The sequence below is a fragment of the Nocardioides alpinus genome (assembly GCF_900112035.1).
GTDB classification, from domain to species: Bacteria; Actinomycetota; Actinomycetes; order Propionibacteriales; family Nocardioidaceae; genus Nocardioides; species Nocardioides alpinus.
This window is the reverse complement of the sequence record NZ_FOKC01000002.1, coordinates 117,124-133,947: the sequence shown is the minus strand read 5'-3', so window position 1 is coordinate 133,947 and position 16,824 is coordinate 117,124. Positions and strand designations below refer to the sequence as shown.

Annotated in this window: 20 protein-coding genes and 1 riboswitch; of the genes, 10 read left to right on the top strand and 10 right to left on the bottom strand. The window is 68.1% G+C overall.

What is annotated here, in order from left to right; all coding sequences use genetic code 11:
• Window positions 1-48 precede the first annotated feature (48 nt).
• Together BM127_RS05945 and trpD are read left to right on the top strand one after the other, a co-directional pair.
• Window positions 49-465, top strand: coding sequence for an Rv3143 family two-component system response regulator (locus BM127_RS05945; RefSeq protein ID WP_091195903.1), 417 nt, complete (start codon window positions 49-51; stop codon window positions 463-465).
• Between the two features lie 43 nt (window positions 466-508).
• Window positions 509-1,537, top strand: a complete 1,029-nt coding sequence (trpD, locus tag BM127_RS05940; protein ID WP_091195901.1) for an anthranilate phosphoribosyltransferase — start codon at window positions 509-511, stop codon at window positions 1,535-1,537.
• Between the two features lie 7 nt (window positions 1,538-1,544).
• Here trpD and BM127_RS05935 read toward each other — a convergent pair whose 3' ends face one another.
• Window positions 1,545-1,838 (bottom strand): hypothetical protein, encoded by a 294-nt coding sequence (locus tag BM127_RS05935; protein WP_091195898.1) that lies wholly within the window; start codon window positions 1,836-1,838, stop codon window positions 1,545-1,547.
• 77 nt (window positions 1,839-1,915) lie between these two features.
• Window positions 1,916-2,542, bottom strand: coding sequence for a hypothetical protein (locus tag BM127_RS05930; protein ID WP_091195895.1), 627 nt, complete (start codon window positions 2,540-2,542; stop codon window positions 1,916-1,918).
• Window positions 2,543-2,603: 61 nt separating this feature from the next.
• Between BM127_RS05930 and BM127_RS05925 the strand changes: the two genes are divergently transcribed.
• From BM127_RS05925 to BM127_RS21805, 3 genes are read left to right on the top strand one after another with little or no spacing between them, the layout of a single operon-like run.
• Window positions 2,604-2,882, top strand: a complete 279-nt coding sequence (locus tag BM127_RS05925) for an Lrp/AsnC family transcriptional regulator (protein ID WP_091195892.1) — start codon at window positions 2,604-2,606, stop codon at window positions 2,880-2,882.
• A 53-nt stretch (window positions 2,883-2,935) separates the two neighbouring features.
• On the top strand, window positions 2,936-3,778 hold the full coding sequence (locus BM127_RS05920) for a glycosyltransferase family 87 protein (protein WP_157829515.1): 843 nt from the start codon (window positions 2,936-2,938) through the stop codon (window positions 3,776-3,778).
• 12 nt (window positions 3,779-3,790) lie between these two features.
• A complete protein-coding gene (locus BM127_RS21805) occupies window positions 3,791-5,407 on the top strand; it encodes a hypothetical protein (RefSeq protein WP_139227665.1) in 1,617 nt (538 codons plus the stop codon).
• Window positions 5,408-5,417: 10 nt separating this feature from the next.
• On the opposite strand, the gene BM127_RS05915 is transcribed toward BM127_RS21805, so the two are convergent.
• From BM127_RS05915 to BM127_RS05905, 3 genes are read right to left on the bottom strand one after another with little or no spacing between them, the layout of a single operon-like run.
• Window positions 5,418-7,196 carry a DEDD exonuclease domain-containing protein gene (locus BM127_RS05915; RefSeq protein WP_091195888.1) on the bottom strand — a complete coding sequence of 593 codons (1,779 nt, stop codon included), beginning with the start codon at window positions 7,194-7,196 and terminating at the stop codon, window positions 5,418-5,420.
• Between the two features lie 29 nt (window positions 7,197-7,225).
• Window positions 7,226-8,062 carry a hypothetical protein gene (locus BM127_RS05910; RefSeq protein ID WP_091195885.1) on the bottom strand — a complete coding sequence of 279 codons (837 nt, stop codon included), beginning with the start codon at window positions 8,060-8,062 and terminating at the stop codon, window positions 7,226-7,228.
• The gene (locus BM127_RS05905; RefSeq protein WP_139227664.1) at window positions 8,059-8,505 is read right to left on the bottom strand and encodes a hypothetical protein; all 447 of its coding nucleotides are present in this window, start codon (window positions 8,503-8,505) and stop codon (window positions 8,059-8,061) included. Before BM127_RS05905 ends, BM127_RS05910 begins: the two co-directional genes overlap by 4 nt.
• 107 nt (window positions 8,506-8,612) lie before the next feature.
• On the opposite strand from BM127_RS05905, the gene BM127_RS05900 reads away from it, so the two are divergent.
• From BM127_RS05900 to BM127_RS05880, 5 genes are all read left to right on the top strand, one after another.
• A complete protein-coding gene (locus BM127_RS05900) occupies window positions 8,613-8,873 on the top strand; it encodes a hypothetical protein (protein ID WP_091196846.1) in 261 nt (86 codons plus the stop codon).
• 10 nt (window positions 8,874-8,883) lie between these two features.
• Window positions 8,884-10,125 carry an NYN domain-containing protein gene (locus tag BM127_RS05895; RefSeq protein WP_101228775.1) on the top strand — a complete coding sequence of 414 codons (1,242 nt, stop codon included), beginning with the start codon at window positions 8,884-8,886 and terminating at the stop codon, window positions 10,123-10,125.
• A 69-nt stretch (window positions 10,126-10,194) separates the two neighbouring features.
• Window positions 10,195-10,401, top strand: coding sequence for a hypothetical protein (locus BM127_RS05890; protein WP_091195877.1), 207 nt, complete (start codon window positions 10,195-10,197; stop codon window positions 10,399-10,401).
• A 119-nt stretch (window positions 10,402-10,520) separates the two neighbouring features.
• Window positions 10,521-10,681, top strand: a riboswitch (cyclic di-AMP (ydaO/yuaA leader).
• A gap of 83 nt (window positions 10,682-10,764) precedes the next feature.
• Window positions 10,765-11,685: a C40 family peptidase gene (locus tag BM127_RS05885; RefSeq protein WP_231263279.1), complete on the top strand. Its 921-nt coding sequence runs from the start codon at window positions 10,765-10,767 to the stop codon at window positions 11,683-11,685.
• 67 nt (window positions 11,686-11,752) lie between these two features.
• Window positions 11,753-12,919, top strand: a complete 1,167-nt coding sequence (locus BM127_RS05880; protein WP_091195871.1) for a hypothetical protein — start codon at window positions 11,753-11,755, stop codon at window positions 12,917-12,919.
• A gap of 186 nt (window positions 12,920-13,105) precedes the next feature.
• On the opposite strand, the gene BM127_RS05875 is transcribed toward BM127_RS05880, so the two are convergent.
• From BM127_RS05875 to BM127_RS05855, 5 genes are all read right to left on the bottom strand, one after another.
• Window positions 13,106-13,279, bottom strand: coding sequence for a Flp family type IVb pilin (locus tag BM127_RS05875; RefSeq protein ID WP_091195869.1), 174 nt, complete (start codon window positions 13,277-13,279; stop codon window positions 13,106-13,108).
• A gap of 76 nt (window positions 13,280-13,355) precedes the next feature.
• Window positions 13,356-13,541, bottom strand: a complete 186-nt coding sequence (locus tag BM127_RS05870) for a Flp family type IVb pilin (protein WP_091195866.1) — start codon at window positions 13,539-13,541, stop codon at window positions 13,356-13,358.
• A gap of 181 nt (window positions 13,542-13,722) precedes the next feature.
• Window positions 13,723-14,370: a response regulator transcription factor gene (locus BM127_RS05865; RefSeq protein WP_091195863.1), complete on the bottom strand. Its 648-nt coding sequence runs from the start codon at window positions 14,368-14,370 to the stop codon at window positions 13,723-13,725.
• The gene (locus tag BM127_RS05860) at window positions 14,367-15,923 is read right to left on the bottom strand and encodes a sensor histidine kinase (RefSeq protein WP_091195861.1); all 1,557 of its coding nucleotides are present in this window, start codon (window positions 15,921-15,923) and stop codon (window positions 14,367-14,369) included. The genes BM127_RS05865 and BM127_RS05860 overlap by 4 nt, the downstream gene beginning before the upstream one ends.
• Entirely contained in the window at window positions 15,920-16,726 is an 807-nt protein-coding gene (locus BM127_RS05855; RefSeq protein WP_175507330.1) for a type II secretion system F family protein, read from the bottom strand. The genes BM127_RS05860 and BM127_RS05855 overlap by 4 nt, the downstream gene beginning before the upstream one ends.
• Window positions 16,727-16,824: the final 98 nt, after the last annotated feature.

The window sequence follows — 16,824 nt, the reverse complement described above, 5'->3', positions numbered from 1 at the left end:
CAGCGAGCGCAGCGAGCGTGTCGAAACCAGGGCCTATACGATGCCCGCGTGAGCACCCCCGACGACAGCCGCCCGATCAAGGTCCTCGTCTACAGCGACGACGTCAACACCCGCCAGCAGGTCATCCTGGCGCTGGGCCGTCGTCCGCACCCGGACCTCCCCGAGTTCGAGTACGTCGAGGTGGCCACGGAGCCCGTCGTCCTGCAGAACATGGACTCCGGCACCATCTCGCTCGCGATCCTCGACGGCGAGGCCGTCCCTGCCGGCGGCATGGGCATCGCCAAGCAGCTCAAGGACGAGATCTTCCAGTGTCCGCCCGTCGTCGTGCTGACCGGGCGCCCGCAGGACGCCTGGCTCGCCACGTGGTCGCGGGCCGAGGCCGCCGTGCCGCACCCGATCGACCCGATCCAGCTCGCCGAGGCCGTCATCGGCCTGATGCGCCCGTCGGTCCCGGCCACGTCCTGAAACCCCTTCGGCCGCGATCGTTGCGCGCCACTAGCCTGATCCCATGTCCCACACCTGGCCCGATGTCCTCTCCACGTTGGTCGCTGGCACCGACCTGACGAACGAGCAGGCGCGATGGGCCATGGACGAGGTGTTCGCCGGCGCCGCGACCCCGGTCCAGCTGACCGGCTTCGTGGTCGCCCTGCGCGCCAAGGGAGAGACCGTCGACGAGGTCTCCGGCATCGCTGCGGCCATGCTGGCCGCGGCCAACCCGATCTCGGTGCCCGGCAGGTTGCTCGACATCGTCGGCACCGGCGGCGACCGCTCGATGTCGGTCAACATCTCCACGATGGCGGCGATCGTCGCGGCGGGCGCTGGTGCGCGCGTGGTCAAGCACGGCAACCGGTCGGCGTCGTCGCAGTCCGGGTCGGCCGACGTGCTCGAGGCGCTGGGGATCCGGCTCGACCTCGCGCCGGCCCGCGTGGCCGAGGTCGCCGAGGAGGCCGGCATCACCTTCTGCTTCTCGGCCGCCTTCCACCCCGCGATGCGTCATGCGGCCGTGCCGCGTCGCGAGCTCGGTATCGCGACGACCTTCAACATCCTCGGTCCGCTCACCAACCCCGCCCGTCCGCAGGCCCAGGCGATCGGCTGCGCCGACGCGCGGATGGCTCCGGTGATGGCGGGCGTCCTGGCCGAGCGCGAGGTCGACGCCTGGGTGTTCCGTGGCGACGACGGCCTCGACGAGCTGACCACCACGACCACCTCGACGGTGTGGCGCGTACGCGGGGGAGAGGTCAGCCAGCTCACGATCGACCCGCTGTCCGTGGACATCCCGCGCGCCACCACCGAGGACCTGCGAGGCGGCGATGCCGCGCACAACGCGGACGTCGTACGACGCCTGCTGGCGGGGGAGCGCGGCCCGGTCCGCGACGCGGTGGTGCTCAACGCCGGCGCGGCGCTCGCGGTCTACGACCAGCCGGACACGGACGTGGAGGTCGCGCTCGCGGCCGGGGTGGCGAAGGCAGCCGAGGCGATCGACTCCGGCGGGGCGCAGGCTGCGCTGGAGCGCTGGGTGGCCGCGAGCTCGGCCTGAGCCCGACTCAGAAGAAGCGTCCGTTCTTGCCCGTCACCCGGTCGCGCCCGTTGTAGCCGACCTGGATCGCGCCGCGACCGGTGCACGTGTCGTAGTAGCGAAGCTCGCCCGAGCCGCCGCCCAAGTTGGTCTCGGCTCCCTCGGTGTCGAAGATCGCGTGCACCTTGGTCATCGACATGCCCTTGGCGACGCGGTCGTACTCGTGACGCGAGACACAGCCGGGGGTGTCCGCGCTCGACGGCGGCAGGCCGCCCAGCGACAGGAGGACAGCGACGGAACTCATGACGGCGATCTTGCGCATGGGGGACTCCTTCGTCCGGGACGGTCCACCGAAACTAGTGCCGGTGCTCCCTCGGCGGGGAGGAATGCGCAGGTTGGTCAGGAGACGTCGAGGACGTACGACTCGCCCTCGCGGCGGAAGCCGAGGCGGTCGTAGTAGGCGCCCACCATGCCGGGCCGGGTAACGACCCGTCGGATCCCGCGGCCGCTGAGCAGGCCGCTGCGACGCCACACGAACTCGCCGGGGGAGAAGTCGCGGTAGCGCGGCGTGACGTAGTCCAGGAGCACGTCCGCGGATGCGCCGTCCTTGTGGAGCAGGACGACGCCCACGGTCTCGTCCCCTCGCTGGACGAGGAACGCGTCCTGGTCAGCCGACGGGTCGTGCACGAAGCCAGGGTTGAACTTGAGGATGTCCGCCCCGTGGACCCGCAGGGTGTGGCGCAGGTACTCGTCGGTGGGACCCACTTCGAGGACCTCGAAGACCGACTCGTCGTGACGCTCGCGGAGCAGCTTGGCGATGAACCACGCGTTGATCAGCACCAGCACGATGTTCATGCCGACCATCGGCCACACCGACAGTGCAGCGTTGAACACGATCAGGATGACGCACGCGACGGCGTTGAGGATGCGCAGTCTCAGCACGCTCGCCTGGAGAAGCGAGTAGACGAGCAGGGCACTGCCGCCCCAGCCGAGGATGTCGAGCCAGTGGTCTTCAAGCCAGGTCACGGCGGGAGACTATCCCTCGACGCTCCGCGCCGTGGCCTCCCCTAAGCGATACTGTCCTCGCATGATCACCGCCATCGTCTTCGTAAAGGCCGACGTCGCGCGCATCCCAGAGGTAGCGGAGGAGATCGCGGCCCTCGACGGCGTGAGTGAGGTCTATTCGGTGACGGGCCAGATCGACTTAATCGCGTTGGTGCGCGTTCGTCAGCACGAAGACGTAGCCTCAGTCGTGGCCGATCGCTTGAACAAGGTCGACGGAGTGTCAGAGACCGAGACGCACATCGCATTCCGGGCATACTCGACCCACGACCTCGACGCCGCGTTCAGTTTGGGTGGGGACTGACCGTTTTTGCCGTTTGTCGTCGGACGGCCTCCCGGATGTTGGATGATGCTGACGTGTCCGCCCCCAGTCGCGCTCCCCACTCCCCGCAGATCAGGGCGGTTGTTCCATGGCTGCTTGCCCTTGTTATCTGGGGCTTTATGATCAAGTTGTGCTTCTTCGTGAACTTCGCCTCTGACACACATGCGTATTGGTTAACCGGTCACGTAGAAGACTTGTACAGGAACGCGCCAGCCACTAAGGATGCCTACCTGTACTCCCCGGCATTCGCCCAGATCGTTGCACCCTTAACTGCCTTGTCGTTTCCGGCATTTTACGGACTCTGGGTCTTCGTTGAGGCGATTATTCTTGCGTGGTTGGTTTGGCCACTGAGGACGCCTTGGGCTCTGTGCGTCTTTGCGTTGTGCATTCCTGAACTAATTATTGGGAACATCTACTTGCTCATGGCCGGTGCGATCGCCTTGAGTGTTAAGCGTCCAGAGTTCTGGAGCTTCTTGATTCTAACTAAGGTGACTCCCGGGATCGGTTTGCTGTACTTTGCGATCTTGCGAGATTGGCAAAAACTTGCTCGTGCCGTGTTCGCAACTCTCGCGATAGTCGTGGTTTCGTTTGTCGTGGCTCCTGGCTTGTGGGGAGAGTGGATCTCGTTCATGATTGATAATGGCGGGGGCAAGCCCTGGCTCTACTTCCAGCTCGCCGCCGCCGCTGCCGTCGTGGTTGTTGCCGGACGGTCTGGCAGGCCTTGGCTCATCCCCGTAGCGGTTCTGATCTCTTTCCCAGTCCTAAACACGCCGGCCGCGCCAGCCGTCCTGGCGGCTATTCCTCGTTTGCGTGCCCAGACAAGAGTCAGCCCCGATGTAGACACGGTTAGCGCGATTGCCTCACCGGCCCAGCGTTAGGACTGTGGCTCAGTGACCTCACCGCGATTTTCTCCTCGGGTGTTGTTGTCGGAGTTACCGGCTGCGTTACTCGTCGGCCTTGCGGTCGTGACCACTGCGACTTTGGCCTTAGGGGAGATTGAACAGGCACCACTTCGCCACCCCGTTGTCGTCCTGACGCTGGTGTCGCTCTTTGTCGCCGTTATGTCTGCGTTGACCTGGTGGTTCTCGGGTCGGTCTACTCCTCCGCCCAGCTGGGTGGGATTATTTCCCACTGGGTGGGTGCTCTCTGTTGGATTGGTCGGCCTTCTGTCCGGCGGGCCTGAGCGGGTCGGCTGGTTTCTTGGTGGTGACAATGTGCGTCACCTTGCCTTGGTCGCTGAAATTGTCGACGTTGAGACTCTCGACTATTCAGACGCAAGCTATCCCAGAGCTTGGCACACTGGAGTTTCGCTGGTGTGGCTACTCGGACATCATGGCGTGGATGAATCGTCCCTTTCGTCGTTCATAGGCGTGAATGCGGGAGCGACTTGGCTTCTCTTTGTGCTTCTTGTTTTGGCTACCAGCAACTTCGCCGCCTCGCTTGCAAGGATCGTCTCACCGCAGGTGAAGCGCGTCGAGGCTGGCGCTGCACTTGTTGCTGGGTTCGCGGTCATGACGCCTCGCTTCATGGCGGACACCATGGCTTTGGGGTTTCAAACTTCAATACTTGCGTCGGTAATACTTGCGGTGGTGGCACGGGAATGCGTAATCAGACGGCGAACTCTCGAAAGTTTCGTCGTGCTTATCAGCGGCGTAGTCCTAATGGCCCATACGTGGCAGTTACTCCTTCCCGCGGTAGCTGTTCCCGCCGCGGTTTTCGGCTGGCAGCTCTTTCGTCGCGACTGGCGGGCGAAGACCGTCGCTGCCGCGATCGCCTCGGTGGGTGCCCTGGCGTCCCTTCCGCCTGTACTGGCTGTCGTTGCGGGACCTGGAATTGCGGCGACAACGGCTGAGGGCGTGGTGTCTGAGCCGGCCTGGATCGTGCTGGTGGGTTCGCTTGGTGCTGCTGCATTCGTGCTCCGGCGTTTGCCTCAGCGACGTGCTCTTGCTGCGGGTGGGTTGCTTCTTGCCCCTGCCCTCTTCGCAGCCGTCCTGTCAGCTACCGGCAACATTTCTTTGACCGCCTATTACCCTTCCAAGTTGTTGTGGCACAGCGCTGCCCTTGGATTGAGTTACCTCGCCGTTGTGGGTGTGTCGGCGGCCGTACAGGCCACTCAAGCAACCTTGCCGCTACGGCTCGGCGGCGCGCTGCTCGGAGTCTTCATGGCGTGCGTCATTTTGCTGGGGTGTATTACGCCTTTCAGGTCTCAAATGGGCGGATGGTCAACTGTCGATCCGGCACGCGTCCTTGCAGCGAGTACCGCGACGGGTGCGTCTGGGGCAGAGGCGGTATGGCTAGAGTCCGCCACCGAGTCGGCCGTGACGCGGACGCTGCTCATGACGTTGAAGGGCGGGCGGCTATCTGCGGACCGTTTGACCGTCGCTGAGGAGTGTGTGGCGCTGCGGGTCGCAGAGACGCCGACCGTGGTGACAAGTCACTCCGAGGCGAGTGCCATTCGGAGATATGACTGTGTAGGTCGCCTATTTGTTCTGACCGCACGGGAGTAGGCACATCACTTCAGCCATTCGCCGCACGTGGCGACCGCTCGTCGAAGGGCACGAGCGACAGCCTCGACTCGCTCGCCGCGTCGTAGAGCGCCAGGTGGCGCGCAGCGCCGCCCAACGGGCAGATCCACTCGCCGTCGACGTCGACGAGGCGCACGCCCGGTGACTCGAGCCACCGGAGGATCTTCTCGGACTCCTCCGCCGTGGCAGCCGGCACGGGGCCGGGTGCCGAGCCCACTGTCTCCGCACTGGCGGTGAGCTCGCGGACGTACTGGTGGGCGTCGCTGCCGCGAGGGATCACTCCTGCGGCGGCCAGTCGTCCGTGGCGTACGACGTGGACCGACCAGCGTCCGCTGTCCTCGCGGCGTGCCGCGACGATCTCCTGGCATCGGGTGAGGGCGGAGAGCCGCTGGGTGCGAGCGGCGGCCCGTACGAACGTCGCGAGCCGGTCGCGGTGCACCCCGGCCTCCTCGAAGCGTTCGAGGTCGGCCAGGGCGGTCATCCGCAGGTTGATCGCCTCGACCACCTCCTCGGGGCTGCGGAGCAACGTGTCGCGCAGCTGGCGCACGACGGCGGCGTAGGTCGACGCGCCGGTCGAGCCGTCGCAGGGGGAGAGGCAGCGACCCATCTCCGCCAGCACGCACGCCGACCCGGACGGGACTCGAGCCATCGTGCCGCTGCACTGGCGCACCGGGAACGTGTCGTGGAGGGCAGCCAGGCACTTCTCCGCGGTCTTCCTCGACGAGAACGGGCCGAGGTAGTCGGCGTCGTCGTCGAGCACCTTGCGCACCAGCGACAGGCGCGGCCAGGCCTCGCGCGTCAGCTTGACGAAGTGGACCTTCTCCGGGAAGCGCGAGCGGCGGTTGTACTTGGGCTTGTGCTCGGCGATCAGCCTCAGCTCGCGGACCTCGGCCTCCAGGGGGGTCGCACACTCGATGCCGGTCACGGACGTGGCCAGTCCGACCATCTCGCCCATCCGAGTGCGGGTCTCGGACGCTGTGAAGTAGGTGCGGACGCGGGTGCGCAGGTCACGTGAGGTGCCGATGTAGAGGACTCGGGAGCGGTCGTCGCGGAAGAGATAGACGCCAGGAGAGTGGGGGAGCCCCTCTGCCAGGTGGCGCTTGCGTCGCTGCGCCGTGCTCACCCGTGCCGAGAAGGTCTGGAGCTCCTCCAGCGTGTGCACGCCGAGTCCGCCGAGGCGCTCCATCAACCCGTGCAGGACGTCGACGGTCGCCCGCGCATCGGACAGAGCGCGGTGGTTGGGGGTCGTCGCGGAGTTGAAGGCCTTCGCCAGCGACGACAGCTTGCAGTTGGGCGCATCGTCGCGGGTGATCACCCGACGCGCCAGCTTGGCCGTGTCGAGCACCTCGAACTTCGGCCAGGGGCGACCTTGCGCGCGCGCGAAGTGCTGCAGGAAGCCGACGTCGAAGGGGGCGTTGTGGGCCACGAGGACACAGCCCGCTGCGAACTCGAGGAACGAGGGCAGGGCCGACTCGATCGGCGGTGCGTCGTGGACCATCGAGTTGCTGATCCCGGTGAGGACCGCGATGAACGCGGGGATCTCGGCGTGCGGGTTGACCAACGTCTGGAACTCGCCGAGCACCTCGCCGCCACGCACCTTCACCGCACCGATCTCGGTGATCATCGAGCCCGCGGACGCCGAACCGCCGGTCGTCTCGAGGTCGACCACGCAGAAGGTGAGGTCCCGCAGCGGCCGCCCCAGCTCGTCGAAGCTGCGTTGCACCTCCCAGCGGGAGGTCTCCCGCGCGGTGCGGTGGGCGGTGGTGCTCATGCGGGGGACGCTAGCTGTCCCCACCGACATCAGAAGGCCAACGTGGCCACACGGATCGCGATGACGATCATGAACGTGGGCAACACCCACATGACGTCACGTCGCCACCCGGCGACGGTCATCGCGAACAGCGCGAGCAGCAGTGCGAACGGGAGCACAGGCACCACCCCGTACGTCACCACGCCGAACAGCACGAGGGAGGGAAGGCGCAGGCGTGCGAGCCTGCTCCGGTCGGAGACAAGGTGCGACAGGGAGATGACGATCTCGAGGACGAGCGTGAGCACCGAGACGGCCACGATGCCCGTCACGGTGAGACCGGACGACTCCAGCACCGCGACGGCCCGATCACCCGAGAGAAGCTGCGAGATCTCCTTGCGGTCCGCCTGGATCGCGTCATCGGACAGGCCAAGGACTGTCGACAGGGGCCGGAACCGCTCGTCGGCGATCATGTAGGTCCACAGTGTGACTCCGTCCAGGTACGTGCCGAAGTAGACCTTCCACGCGACTGCCGCGCCGAACGTCACTCCCACCAGCATCCGTGCCTGGAAGGCTGCCGCCGCGAGGAACTCCTCGGCAGGGCGGTGGAGACACAGCGCCACCGCCACCAGCCAGATCGCGAAGAGCGGGACGTGGTCCTCCATGCGCTCCGGGACCACCACCTGGGCGGCGAACCAGGCCACAGCCATGATCCACCACACCGCCGGGTGCGCAGCGACGTTGGGCCGCGCCACGAACAGGGCGAGGAGCGCGAGGCTCGGAACTGCCATGGGCGGCCAGTGGCTCGCCATCACCAACGACGTGACGGCCGTGAGGAAGGTGATGCCGAACCGTGGCTCGTTGAGTCGGGCCAGGAACTGGTCGATCACGAGCTCGGCCCCACGACGACGTCGACGAGCACGGTGCGGTGCAGCGTCCGACCCTCGTTGCCCAGCCCCACCACCTGCAGCCGAAGTCCGTCGAACGTCTCCGACCCTCCCTCGGTGGCCACGCCGTCGGCCACCGTCCAGGTGAGCTCCGTCAGCTCGGACACGAAGCTCGTGGCAGCCTTCTCGGAGGGACGGTCGAGCAGGCTCAGGCCTTGCTGACCCATGGACTCAGGGAGCTCCAGCAGCACGGCCCCGTCCTGTGCAGTGACGACGATCTTTCTCGTGGCACCGATGTCGATGGTCGAGAACATCGCGAACGCCCCGCTCCGCTGGGGATCGTCCTCGTGGGCGACGATCTGGAATCCATGGACAGCGATGGAGCACAGAAGGAGGGCGACGGGCACCATCGCAGCCAGCGAGCGCGAGTCACTACTGAGCTTCATGCGCACAGGATGCCGTGAACCGACAGGTGCTCACGGCGAATCGCCGCGAACACCCGGCAGGCAGACGTCGCACGTGGTGGATCGGGCGCGCCGCTAGGGTTGCGAGCGTGAATCCTCTGCTTCCTGATGCGTCCCAGCGCTGGCGTTGCGCCGGGTGCGGCAACCTCACTCGCTTCGATGTCACCCGCACCCGCCGTACGACCGAGTACTGGCACTTCGACCTCTCCGGCGACCACCAGGTCGAGGAGGAGACGGTGCTCGCCGAGACGGTCGAGGCCGTCTCGTGCCGCTGGTGCGGGCGGGCCGACGCCATCGAGACCGTCGACCGGGCCTCTGCCGACACGGCCGGCGACCCGGCTGCCGGGTGACGGTCCCTCGGTGACGGAGTCGGCGGTCCTCCCGGAGCGGCTGCGCCTGCGGGTGGTCGCCCTGGTCTCCGCCGTCCTACCGACGATCACGCCGGTCCCGGCGCGTCTGCGGAAAGTGGCCGACTTCGCGCCCGCACGCCGAGCGCGGCTCGGGGGAGGGCTGATCTGGGAGGCCCTCGCCGAGGACGAGTTCCGCGGGCACGCCGCGGTCCAGGTCGCCGCACTTCCGGCAGGTGAGGACGACCCCGTCGACGCTGCCGCACGGGCGTGGCTGGTCCGTGACGAGGGGTGGGAGAGCGTCGTCAGCACGGCGACGGAATCGTTGGACGACAGTGTCACCCGCGACGACGTGGTCCAGGCCGAGATCGGCCGGCTCGCCGCCCAGGTGGCGTCCCTCCAGGCAGAGGTCGCATCGTTGCGCGCCGAGCACAAGGACGAGCTCGACCGTGCACGGTCCGACTACAAGGTCCTGCGCCAACGGCTGGGCGAGGCGCGCGGTGTGCTCCGAGGTGCCGAGGACCAGCGCGACACCGCACTCGCGGCACGCGACGAGGCGCTGGCTGCGGCCGAGACGGCGACCCGGGCCGCGGACGCAGACGTACGCCGCCTCCGCGCGCAGCTCGAGGAGGCGGAGACCGCGCTCGCTGCCACGCGCCGTGACTCCCGCTCCGAGCGCGATGCCGGGACGATCCGGGTGCGCCTGCTGCTCGACGCCGTCGTCGAGTCGGCGACCGGTCTGCGTCGCGAGCTCGGCCTGCCCGCAGTGACGGGTGTGCCCGGCGGTGCAGTGGAGGCAGAGCTGGCCGGCGTCGATGCCGCTCCGGCCTCCAGCGCGCCGGCGTCGCCCGCGTTGCTCGAGCAGACGCTCGCCCTTCCTCGCGCCCGGCTGATCGTCGACGGCTACAACGTCACCAAGCAGGCGTGGCCCTCGGCCAGCCTCGAGGCGCAGCGCAGCCGGCTGGTCGCTGCGCTCGGCCCACTCGTCGCCCGGTCCGGCGCGGAGACCACCGTCGTCTTCGACGCGGCCGAGTCGACGACCAGGACTGCGATGCCCGCGCCGCGTGGCGTCCGGGTCGTCTTCAGCCCGGAGGGCGTGATCGCGGACGACGTGATCCGGCAGCTGGTCGCAGCAGAACCTCGTGGCCGGGTGGTGGTCGTCGTCAGCGGAGACCAGGCGGTGGTCAGGGATGTCGTACGCAGTGGGGCGCGGGCCGTGCCGCCGTCCACGCTGACCGCCATCATCTCCGCCTGAGGGGTCTGCCACGCCGGCTCGCGACACGCCGCGGGCCCGTTGTCGGTGGGCTCTGTCACCGTTCCCACCATGACGACACGGATCGATTGCGACACCTGCATGGTGCGCGGGCTGCACTGCCACGACTGCGTGGTCATGGTGCTCCTGGGCCCACCTCCCGAGATCACCATCGACGACGACGAGATGGCCGCGCTCGACGTGCTGGCCTCGGGCGGGTTGGTGCCACCCCTTCGGATGGTCGAGCCGGTCGCGGGGCCCGTCGTCGAGTCGGCGTGAGACACATGCCGAGAACATGCGTCGAAGATTGGCGAGCCCCCGGCAACCGGTCTAGTCTGTGGGCTGGCTTCCGTGGAAGTGGGTCAACCGACCCGCTCGGAAGCCGCGCCGAGTCGTCGTCCACACCCCCGCACCACCGTGGTCGACGAGCCGGGGAACCACACTTCCCCCTGGGGTGAATCCCCTGCAAGGCGCACTGCGCGAGCGGTGCGTGGAGCAGGGGTAGGACACGTCGTGCCGAACCCGTCAGCTCACCTGGTAGGCGTACGACAATTTGAGGGAGAACCCCCGCTCGTGGCTCACACCCGCAAGCGAGTTGGCGCGGCCGTACTCGGCCTGTGCGCGATCGCTGCCATCTCATTCGTGCCCGCGACCCCCGCGCTGGCCGAACCGGACATCAAGGACGTCAAGGCGCGCGTCGATCGCCTCTACCACGAGGCCGAGGCTGCCCAGGAGCGTCTGCACGACGCCCGGCTCGACCTCGTCGACCTGCGCCGTGACCTCGCCGGCCTCAAGGCCGACCAGGCCCGTCAGGACGAGCAGCTCGAGGCCGTGCGCGACCAGGTCTCCGACGCCGTCGTGCGCCAGCTCGAGGGTGAGGGCATCTCGACCGTCGGTCAGATCGTCGTCTCGGAGGACCCCGGCTCGTTCCTCGACACCCTCTCCACGATGTCGTCGTTCAACGACCTGCAGGCCAACCTGCTCTCTGACTACGACACCGAGCTCGAGGCCCTCGAGATCCGACGCGAGGCCACCGATGCCCGCACCAACGAGATCGCCGAGCTCACCGAGCAGCTGAGCGCCGAGAAGAGCACGGTCGACGAGAAGCTGGCCGAGGCCAAGACCGTGCTCGCCGACCTCGAGGCCGAGGAGCGTGACCGCCTGCTGGCCTCCCGCAGCGGCACCGCCCGCATGCCCGCCTCGGTCCCGGCCTCCGGCCGCGCGGCGGCGGCTGTCCAGTACGCGATGGCGCAGGTCGGTGACGCCTACGTCTATGGCGCGATGGGCGAGAACGCCTTCGACTGCAGCGGCCTGACGATGCGTGCCTGGGCCCAGGCCGGCGTCTCGCTGCCGCACTCCTCGAGCGCCCAGTTCGGCTCGGGGCCCCGCATCGCCGCGGGCGACCTGCAGCCCGGCGACCTGGTGTTCTACTACAGCCCGATCAGCCACGTCGGCATGTACATCGGCAATGGCCTGATCGTCCACGCGGCCAACCCCGGCACCGGGGTCGCCGTGTCCGGCCTCTACTCGATGCCCTACGTCGGCGCAGTCCGCCCTGGCTGACACGCAGACGTCGAAGGCCGGTCGCTCACTCTGGTGGGCGGCCGGCCTTTCGCTGTGCCTGATCGCCGTGGGCGCGGTCGTCCTCACCCGCGGGGACCGGTACGAGGTCGCGCCACGTCCCGCCGACGTGCCCCGCGCCAGTCCCGCGGCCGCGGCCGCCGCCGTGGCGTCGTTCGTCGATGGTGTGGACGCCCGCGACGCCGAGACCCTCGCCGGGCTTGCGCCAGCGGGTGACACGGACGCGGAGGAGAGGCTCACCAGCATCGCCCGCAACGCCGACTCGCTGGACCTGCGCGGGGTCACGGCACGGTACGTCGACCAGGTCGGCACCGTCGCTGCGGATGGTTCCTGGACGGGGATCGTCGACCTGACCTGGCAGTTCGGTGGCCTCGACGCCGAGCCGTCGCGAGCCGACATCGCGGTGGCCTTCGCCCCGGACGACGACGGTCTCGGGGTGACGGGCTTCCGTGCGGCTGGCACGGGCAGAGTCCCGCTGTGGCTGCGCGACGAGCTGTCAGTGGCCCGTGCCGATGGCGTGCTCGTCCTCGTCGACGGCGCGCCGGCTGAGGCTGAGGCGGTCGCAGATCGGGTGGCGCGCGGGATCGGCGTCGTGAGCCGCGTCCTGACCGACTGGAGCTCGCCGGTCGTGGTCGAGGTTCCGGCGAGCGCGGCTGACCTGGACGAGACCCTGGGTGCGGTTCCCGGAACGTACGCCTCCATCGCCGCAGTGACGACGACTGCCGGCAGCGGCACTGGTCCTGATGCTCCGGTCCACGTCTTCGTCAACCCCGACGTGACGGCCGGGCTGCGTCGCGCGGGGGCGCAGGTGGTGATGAGCCACGAGCTGGTGCACGTCGCCACGGATGCGGCACGAACCCCCATCGAACCTTGGCTCCTGGAGGGCTTCGCGGACTACGTCGCCCTGCGGGACACGCATCTCCCCGACCGGACGACCTTGGGTCGGGCGATCGAGGCGGCCCGCGGCGACGGGGTCCCGACCGAGCTGCCGTCAGCGGCCGACTTCGACACGCGCGCGCCGGATCTCCAGGCGCGCTACGAGGAGGCGTGGCTGGCCTGCCGCATCATCGCGGAGACGCTGGGCGAGGGTGCGTTGGTCGAGACGTACGCCGCCGCTGCCACCGGACTGTCGGTGGTCGACGCGCTGCGCCGGTCGGGGCTGTCCCAGCGCAGGCTCACCCAGCAGTGGCGGACCCAGCTGCGCGCGCTGGCCTGACCGATGCCGACCCGAAGGGACCGAGGGCGCGCGGCCCGCACGACACTGAAGGCGACCGGGGGACCCGGTCGCCTTCAGTGACGTGCGATCGTGCTGTGCGACGTCTGCCGACGGCCCCACGCCGCTGTCAGGTCGCGATGGTGAAGCCCCCCGGCCCACCGTCCTGGAGCAGTACTGCCTCGGCCGTCAGATGACGGTGGTGAGCCAGGTGCCCAGACCCTGGAAGTAGTCGTTGAGCGAATCGCCGAAGAAGCTGACGCCGGCGACGATCGCGATGGCGATGAAACCAACCAGGAGGCCGTACTCGGTCGCGGTGGCACCGCGGTCGTCGCGGCTGGGACCTGCGTTGTTGTTGTCCATGGGTTTCTCCTCTCCGGAGAATGCGAGAGGCCGACCACTCCGTGACGGAGTGGTCGGCCTCGTCACGAGGTGGTGATTACCAGCTGCCGACCGTGGTACCCAGGCCCTGGAAGAAGTCGTTGAGGGCGTCGCCGAAGAAGCTGACGCCGACGACGATGATCAGCGCGATGAGGCCGACGAGCAGGCCGTACTCGGTGGCGGTGGCGCCCTTCTCGTCGCGCTTCGGGCCGGCGATCATGAGGGTGATGAACTTCTCGAGCATGGGATTCCCCTTTGGGTCAGTGTGGTGAGTCTCGGATCCGAGCCCCCACGAGGACCCGTCGAAGAGAACTCTGCCAAGTTCGGCAGGATGTCGAATCGGGTGATCGGCCGCGGATGCATAGTCCCTTGTGACTATCCCTGCCCACCCACCGAGCCCATGCCTGGTTCCAGTCGGCGGTGCCTCAGAAGCGTTGCGGCGAGGCGCGGTCCAGCAGCCCCAGCCGCATGGCCGCCACGAGCGCCTGCGCGCGGTTGGCAGCGCCGAGCTTCTGGTAGATGTGCGTGATGTGGGTCTTGGCGGTCGACTCGCTCATGAAGAGGCTGCCTGCGATCTCTCCCGTGCCGAGGCCGTCGGCGAGCAGTGACAGCACCTCCTCCTCGCGGCCGGAGAGCTTCGGGGGTGCTGGGCTGGTGGCGCGGCGCATCATCGCGGCGCTCAGTCCGGCGCACAAGAACGTGCGCGGAGCGACGGCCGCATGCCGAGCCGCACTCACGACGTCCGTGGCCTTGCTGTCCTTGCCCACGAAGGCTGATGCGCCCGCCTCCATGGCGGCGAAGATCTGGTCGTCGCCCGCGTGCATGGTCAGCACGACCAGACCGACACTGTCGGTCGTCGCGCGAACCCTTCTCACGACCTCGAGGCCGTGTCCGTCGGGCAGCTCCAGGTCAGTGACGATGACGTGTGGCTCGAGCTCGTCGAAGGCTGCGACGCCCTCGGCGACGGAGCAGGCCTGCCCGACCACCGTCATCTCGGCGTCGCGCTCGAACGCGCGCGCCAGACCCTGCCTGATCAGCTCGTGGTCGTCGATGAGCAAAACACGGGTGGTCATGCGAACTCCTTGGTGACGGTGGTCTGAGGCGGTGACTGGAGGCGGACGATGGTTCCTCCACCAGCCCGTGCGGTGACTTCGAGCGAGGCCTCGATGCCGGCGGCTCGCTCCTGCATGCTCTCCAGCCCCCAGTGGCGCTCCTTGGGGCGAGCCTTGCCGACCCCGTCGTCCTTCACCTCGAGGAGCAGGGTGGATCCGTCGGAGATGAGGGTGACCCAGAGATTGTCGGCCCGGGCGTGCTTGCGCACGTTGCTGATGGCTTCCTGAGCCACACGCAGCAGCTCGGACTCGGTGCGTGGCGGAAGGGATGGCCCTGACTCGTCCAGCACGAGGTTCACCCGGAGGTCCATGTCCTGGGTCACCTGGCGGACGTAGTCGGCGAGCGATCCGGAGAGGCGGTGCTCGGCGACGTGGTGGCGAAGGTCCAGGATGGAGTACCGGATCTCAGCAACGACCCGGCTGATCTCCTGCCGCAGGGTCTCTGCGAGTGCAAGGGTCTGCGCCTCGTCCGAGACCGACGTGATCTCGTCGACGATGTAGCCGAGGGCGACGAGCTCCTGGGCGACTCCGTCGTGCATCTCGCGCGCGATCCGCTTGCGCTCCTCGGCAGTGGCGAGACGACGTACCTCGTCGAACAGAACGGCTGTGTCCAGCCGTAGGGCGAACTCGTCCGCCACGATCTGGGCGGCCGCGCGGGACTCGGCCGTCCAGACGCCGGGGATGCGGAGGACGACGCTCCCGAGCTGGTGCCCGGCACCCCGGAGCCCGATCACGAGGACATCGTCCACGCGCTGGTGGTTGGCCCCCAGGGCATGGCTGGCGAGCGACGACGTGTCGCCGTGGCCGGCGAGCTGGACCAGGGGCTGCCCCCAGGCGTGGCCGTACACCGCGACCCCCGTCGCGCCGGTGGCGTCCCGGAGGCGGCCGACGAGCTCGGTGGCGAGCTTCACGCTGTCGAGCCCGACCTCGCCGCGACTGGCCAGGTCATGGAGCTGGCTCATCAGCTGGTGTGTGGCGACGTAGGGGGCTTGGCTCTGCTCGAGGGTGCGGATGCTGCGCGTCTGAACCCCGGCCAGGACGCCGATCCCCAGGCCCGTCACCAGCCAGAAACCGGCAGCCTGCAGCACGTCTTGGGTGGGCGGCTCATCGGCCAGGCGTCCGCCGATCAGGACCGCGGCGGTGGAGACGAGGAAGGAGTTGGCGGCCGAGAGCCATCCGTGCCGGATCCCTGCTACCAGTGGTGGAACAGCCAGGTAGAGGAGGATCGACTCGTCTGCGGAGGGGTCCGCAGCCACCACGGCGCCCACCAGGAGTGCCTCGGTGATGGGAACCCACCGCTGGACGGACTCGGTGCCCACTCCCTCGACCAGGCTCGCAAGCGTCGCGACAAGGACGAGGACCATCAGCAGGACGGCCACGCGACCCAGTCCGTCGGCCGAGAGGGTTCGACCCAGGACAAGTGCGATCGCGAAGACCCGGACCGCTGTGGTGATCCGCCAGGTGCGCTGGGCGGAGTTGCTGGGTGTCGCCGACGCGATCAGGTCGAGGATCACTGGCTGCCGAACAGGTCGCCCATCGACAGGAACACAGGGCCGATCACGACGATGAAGACGGTGGGCAGGATGAAGAAGATCACCGGGAACAGGATCTTGACGGGCACCTTCTGGGCCGCCTCCTCTGCACGCTGGCGCCGCTTGGTGCGCATCTCGTGGCTCTGGATGCGGAGCACGCGTGCGATCGGGATTCCGAGGCTGTCTGCCTGGACCATGGCCAGGCAGAAGGACTTCAGATCGGGAAGGCTGGTGCGTTCGCCCATGGCACGCATCGCCTGGGCCCTTCCGATGCCGAGCTGCATCTCCTGGAGAAGGCGTGCGAACTCCTGGGCCATGGGTCCGGTGGTGTTCTTCGCAACCCGCGCGACGGCAGCGTCGAATCCGAGGCCCGCCTCGACCGAGATCGTGAGGAGGTCGATGGCATCCGGGAGCGCATTGCGCATGAGCTTCTCGCGCTTGTCGCCGGCATTCTTCAACAAGAGGTTGGGAAGGACGTAGCCGAAGGCGGCAAAACCGGCGGTGTAGAGGAGAACGCGGCTCGGAGGGAAGCCTTGACCCAGGCAGAACAGGAGTCCCATGACGCCCACCCCGCCCAGGCCGAGGACCTTGAGCCCGATGATGCGGTTGACGTCCCACGCGGGTGGGTTGCCGGCGATGTCGAGTCGGTGGCCAATCTTGGTGGCCGTGTCCGCGCGCGTGATCTTGCGACCGACACCGACCAGACGCCCGCCGAGCGGCGCGATGACGCGCTCGGTGAAAGGTCGCTCCAGCTCGTCGGAGATGATGCTCGGTGCGGAGTTCATGGCCTGCACCGCGGCGACCGACCGCGCGACGGCGCGACGCTCCGAGGTGAGCACCCCCATGATGGAGAGCGCCAGCACCAGCGCGGCGAAGAGGAGAC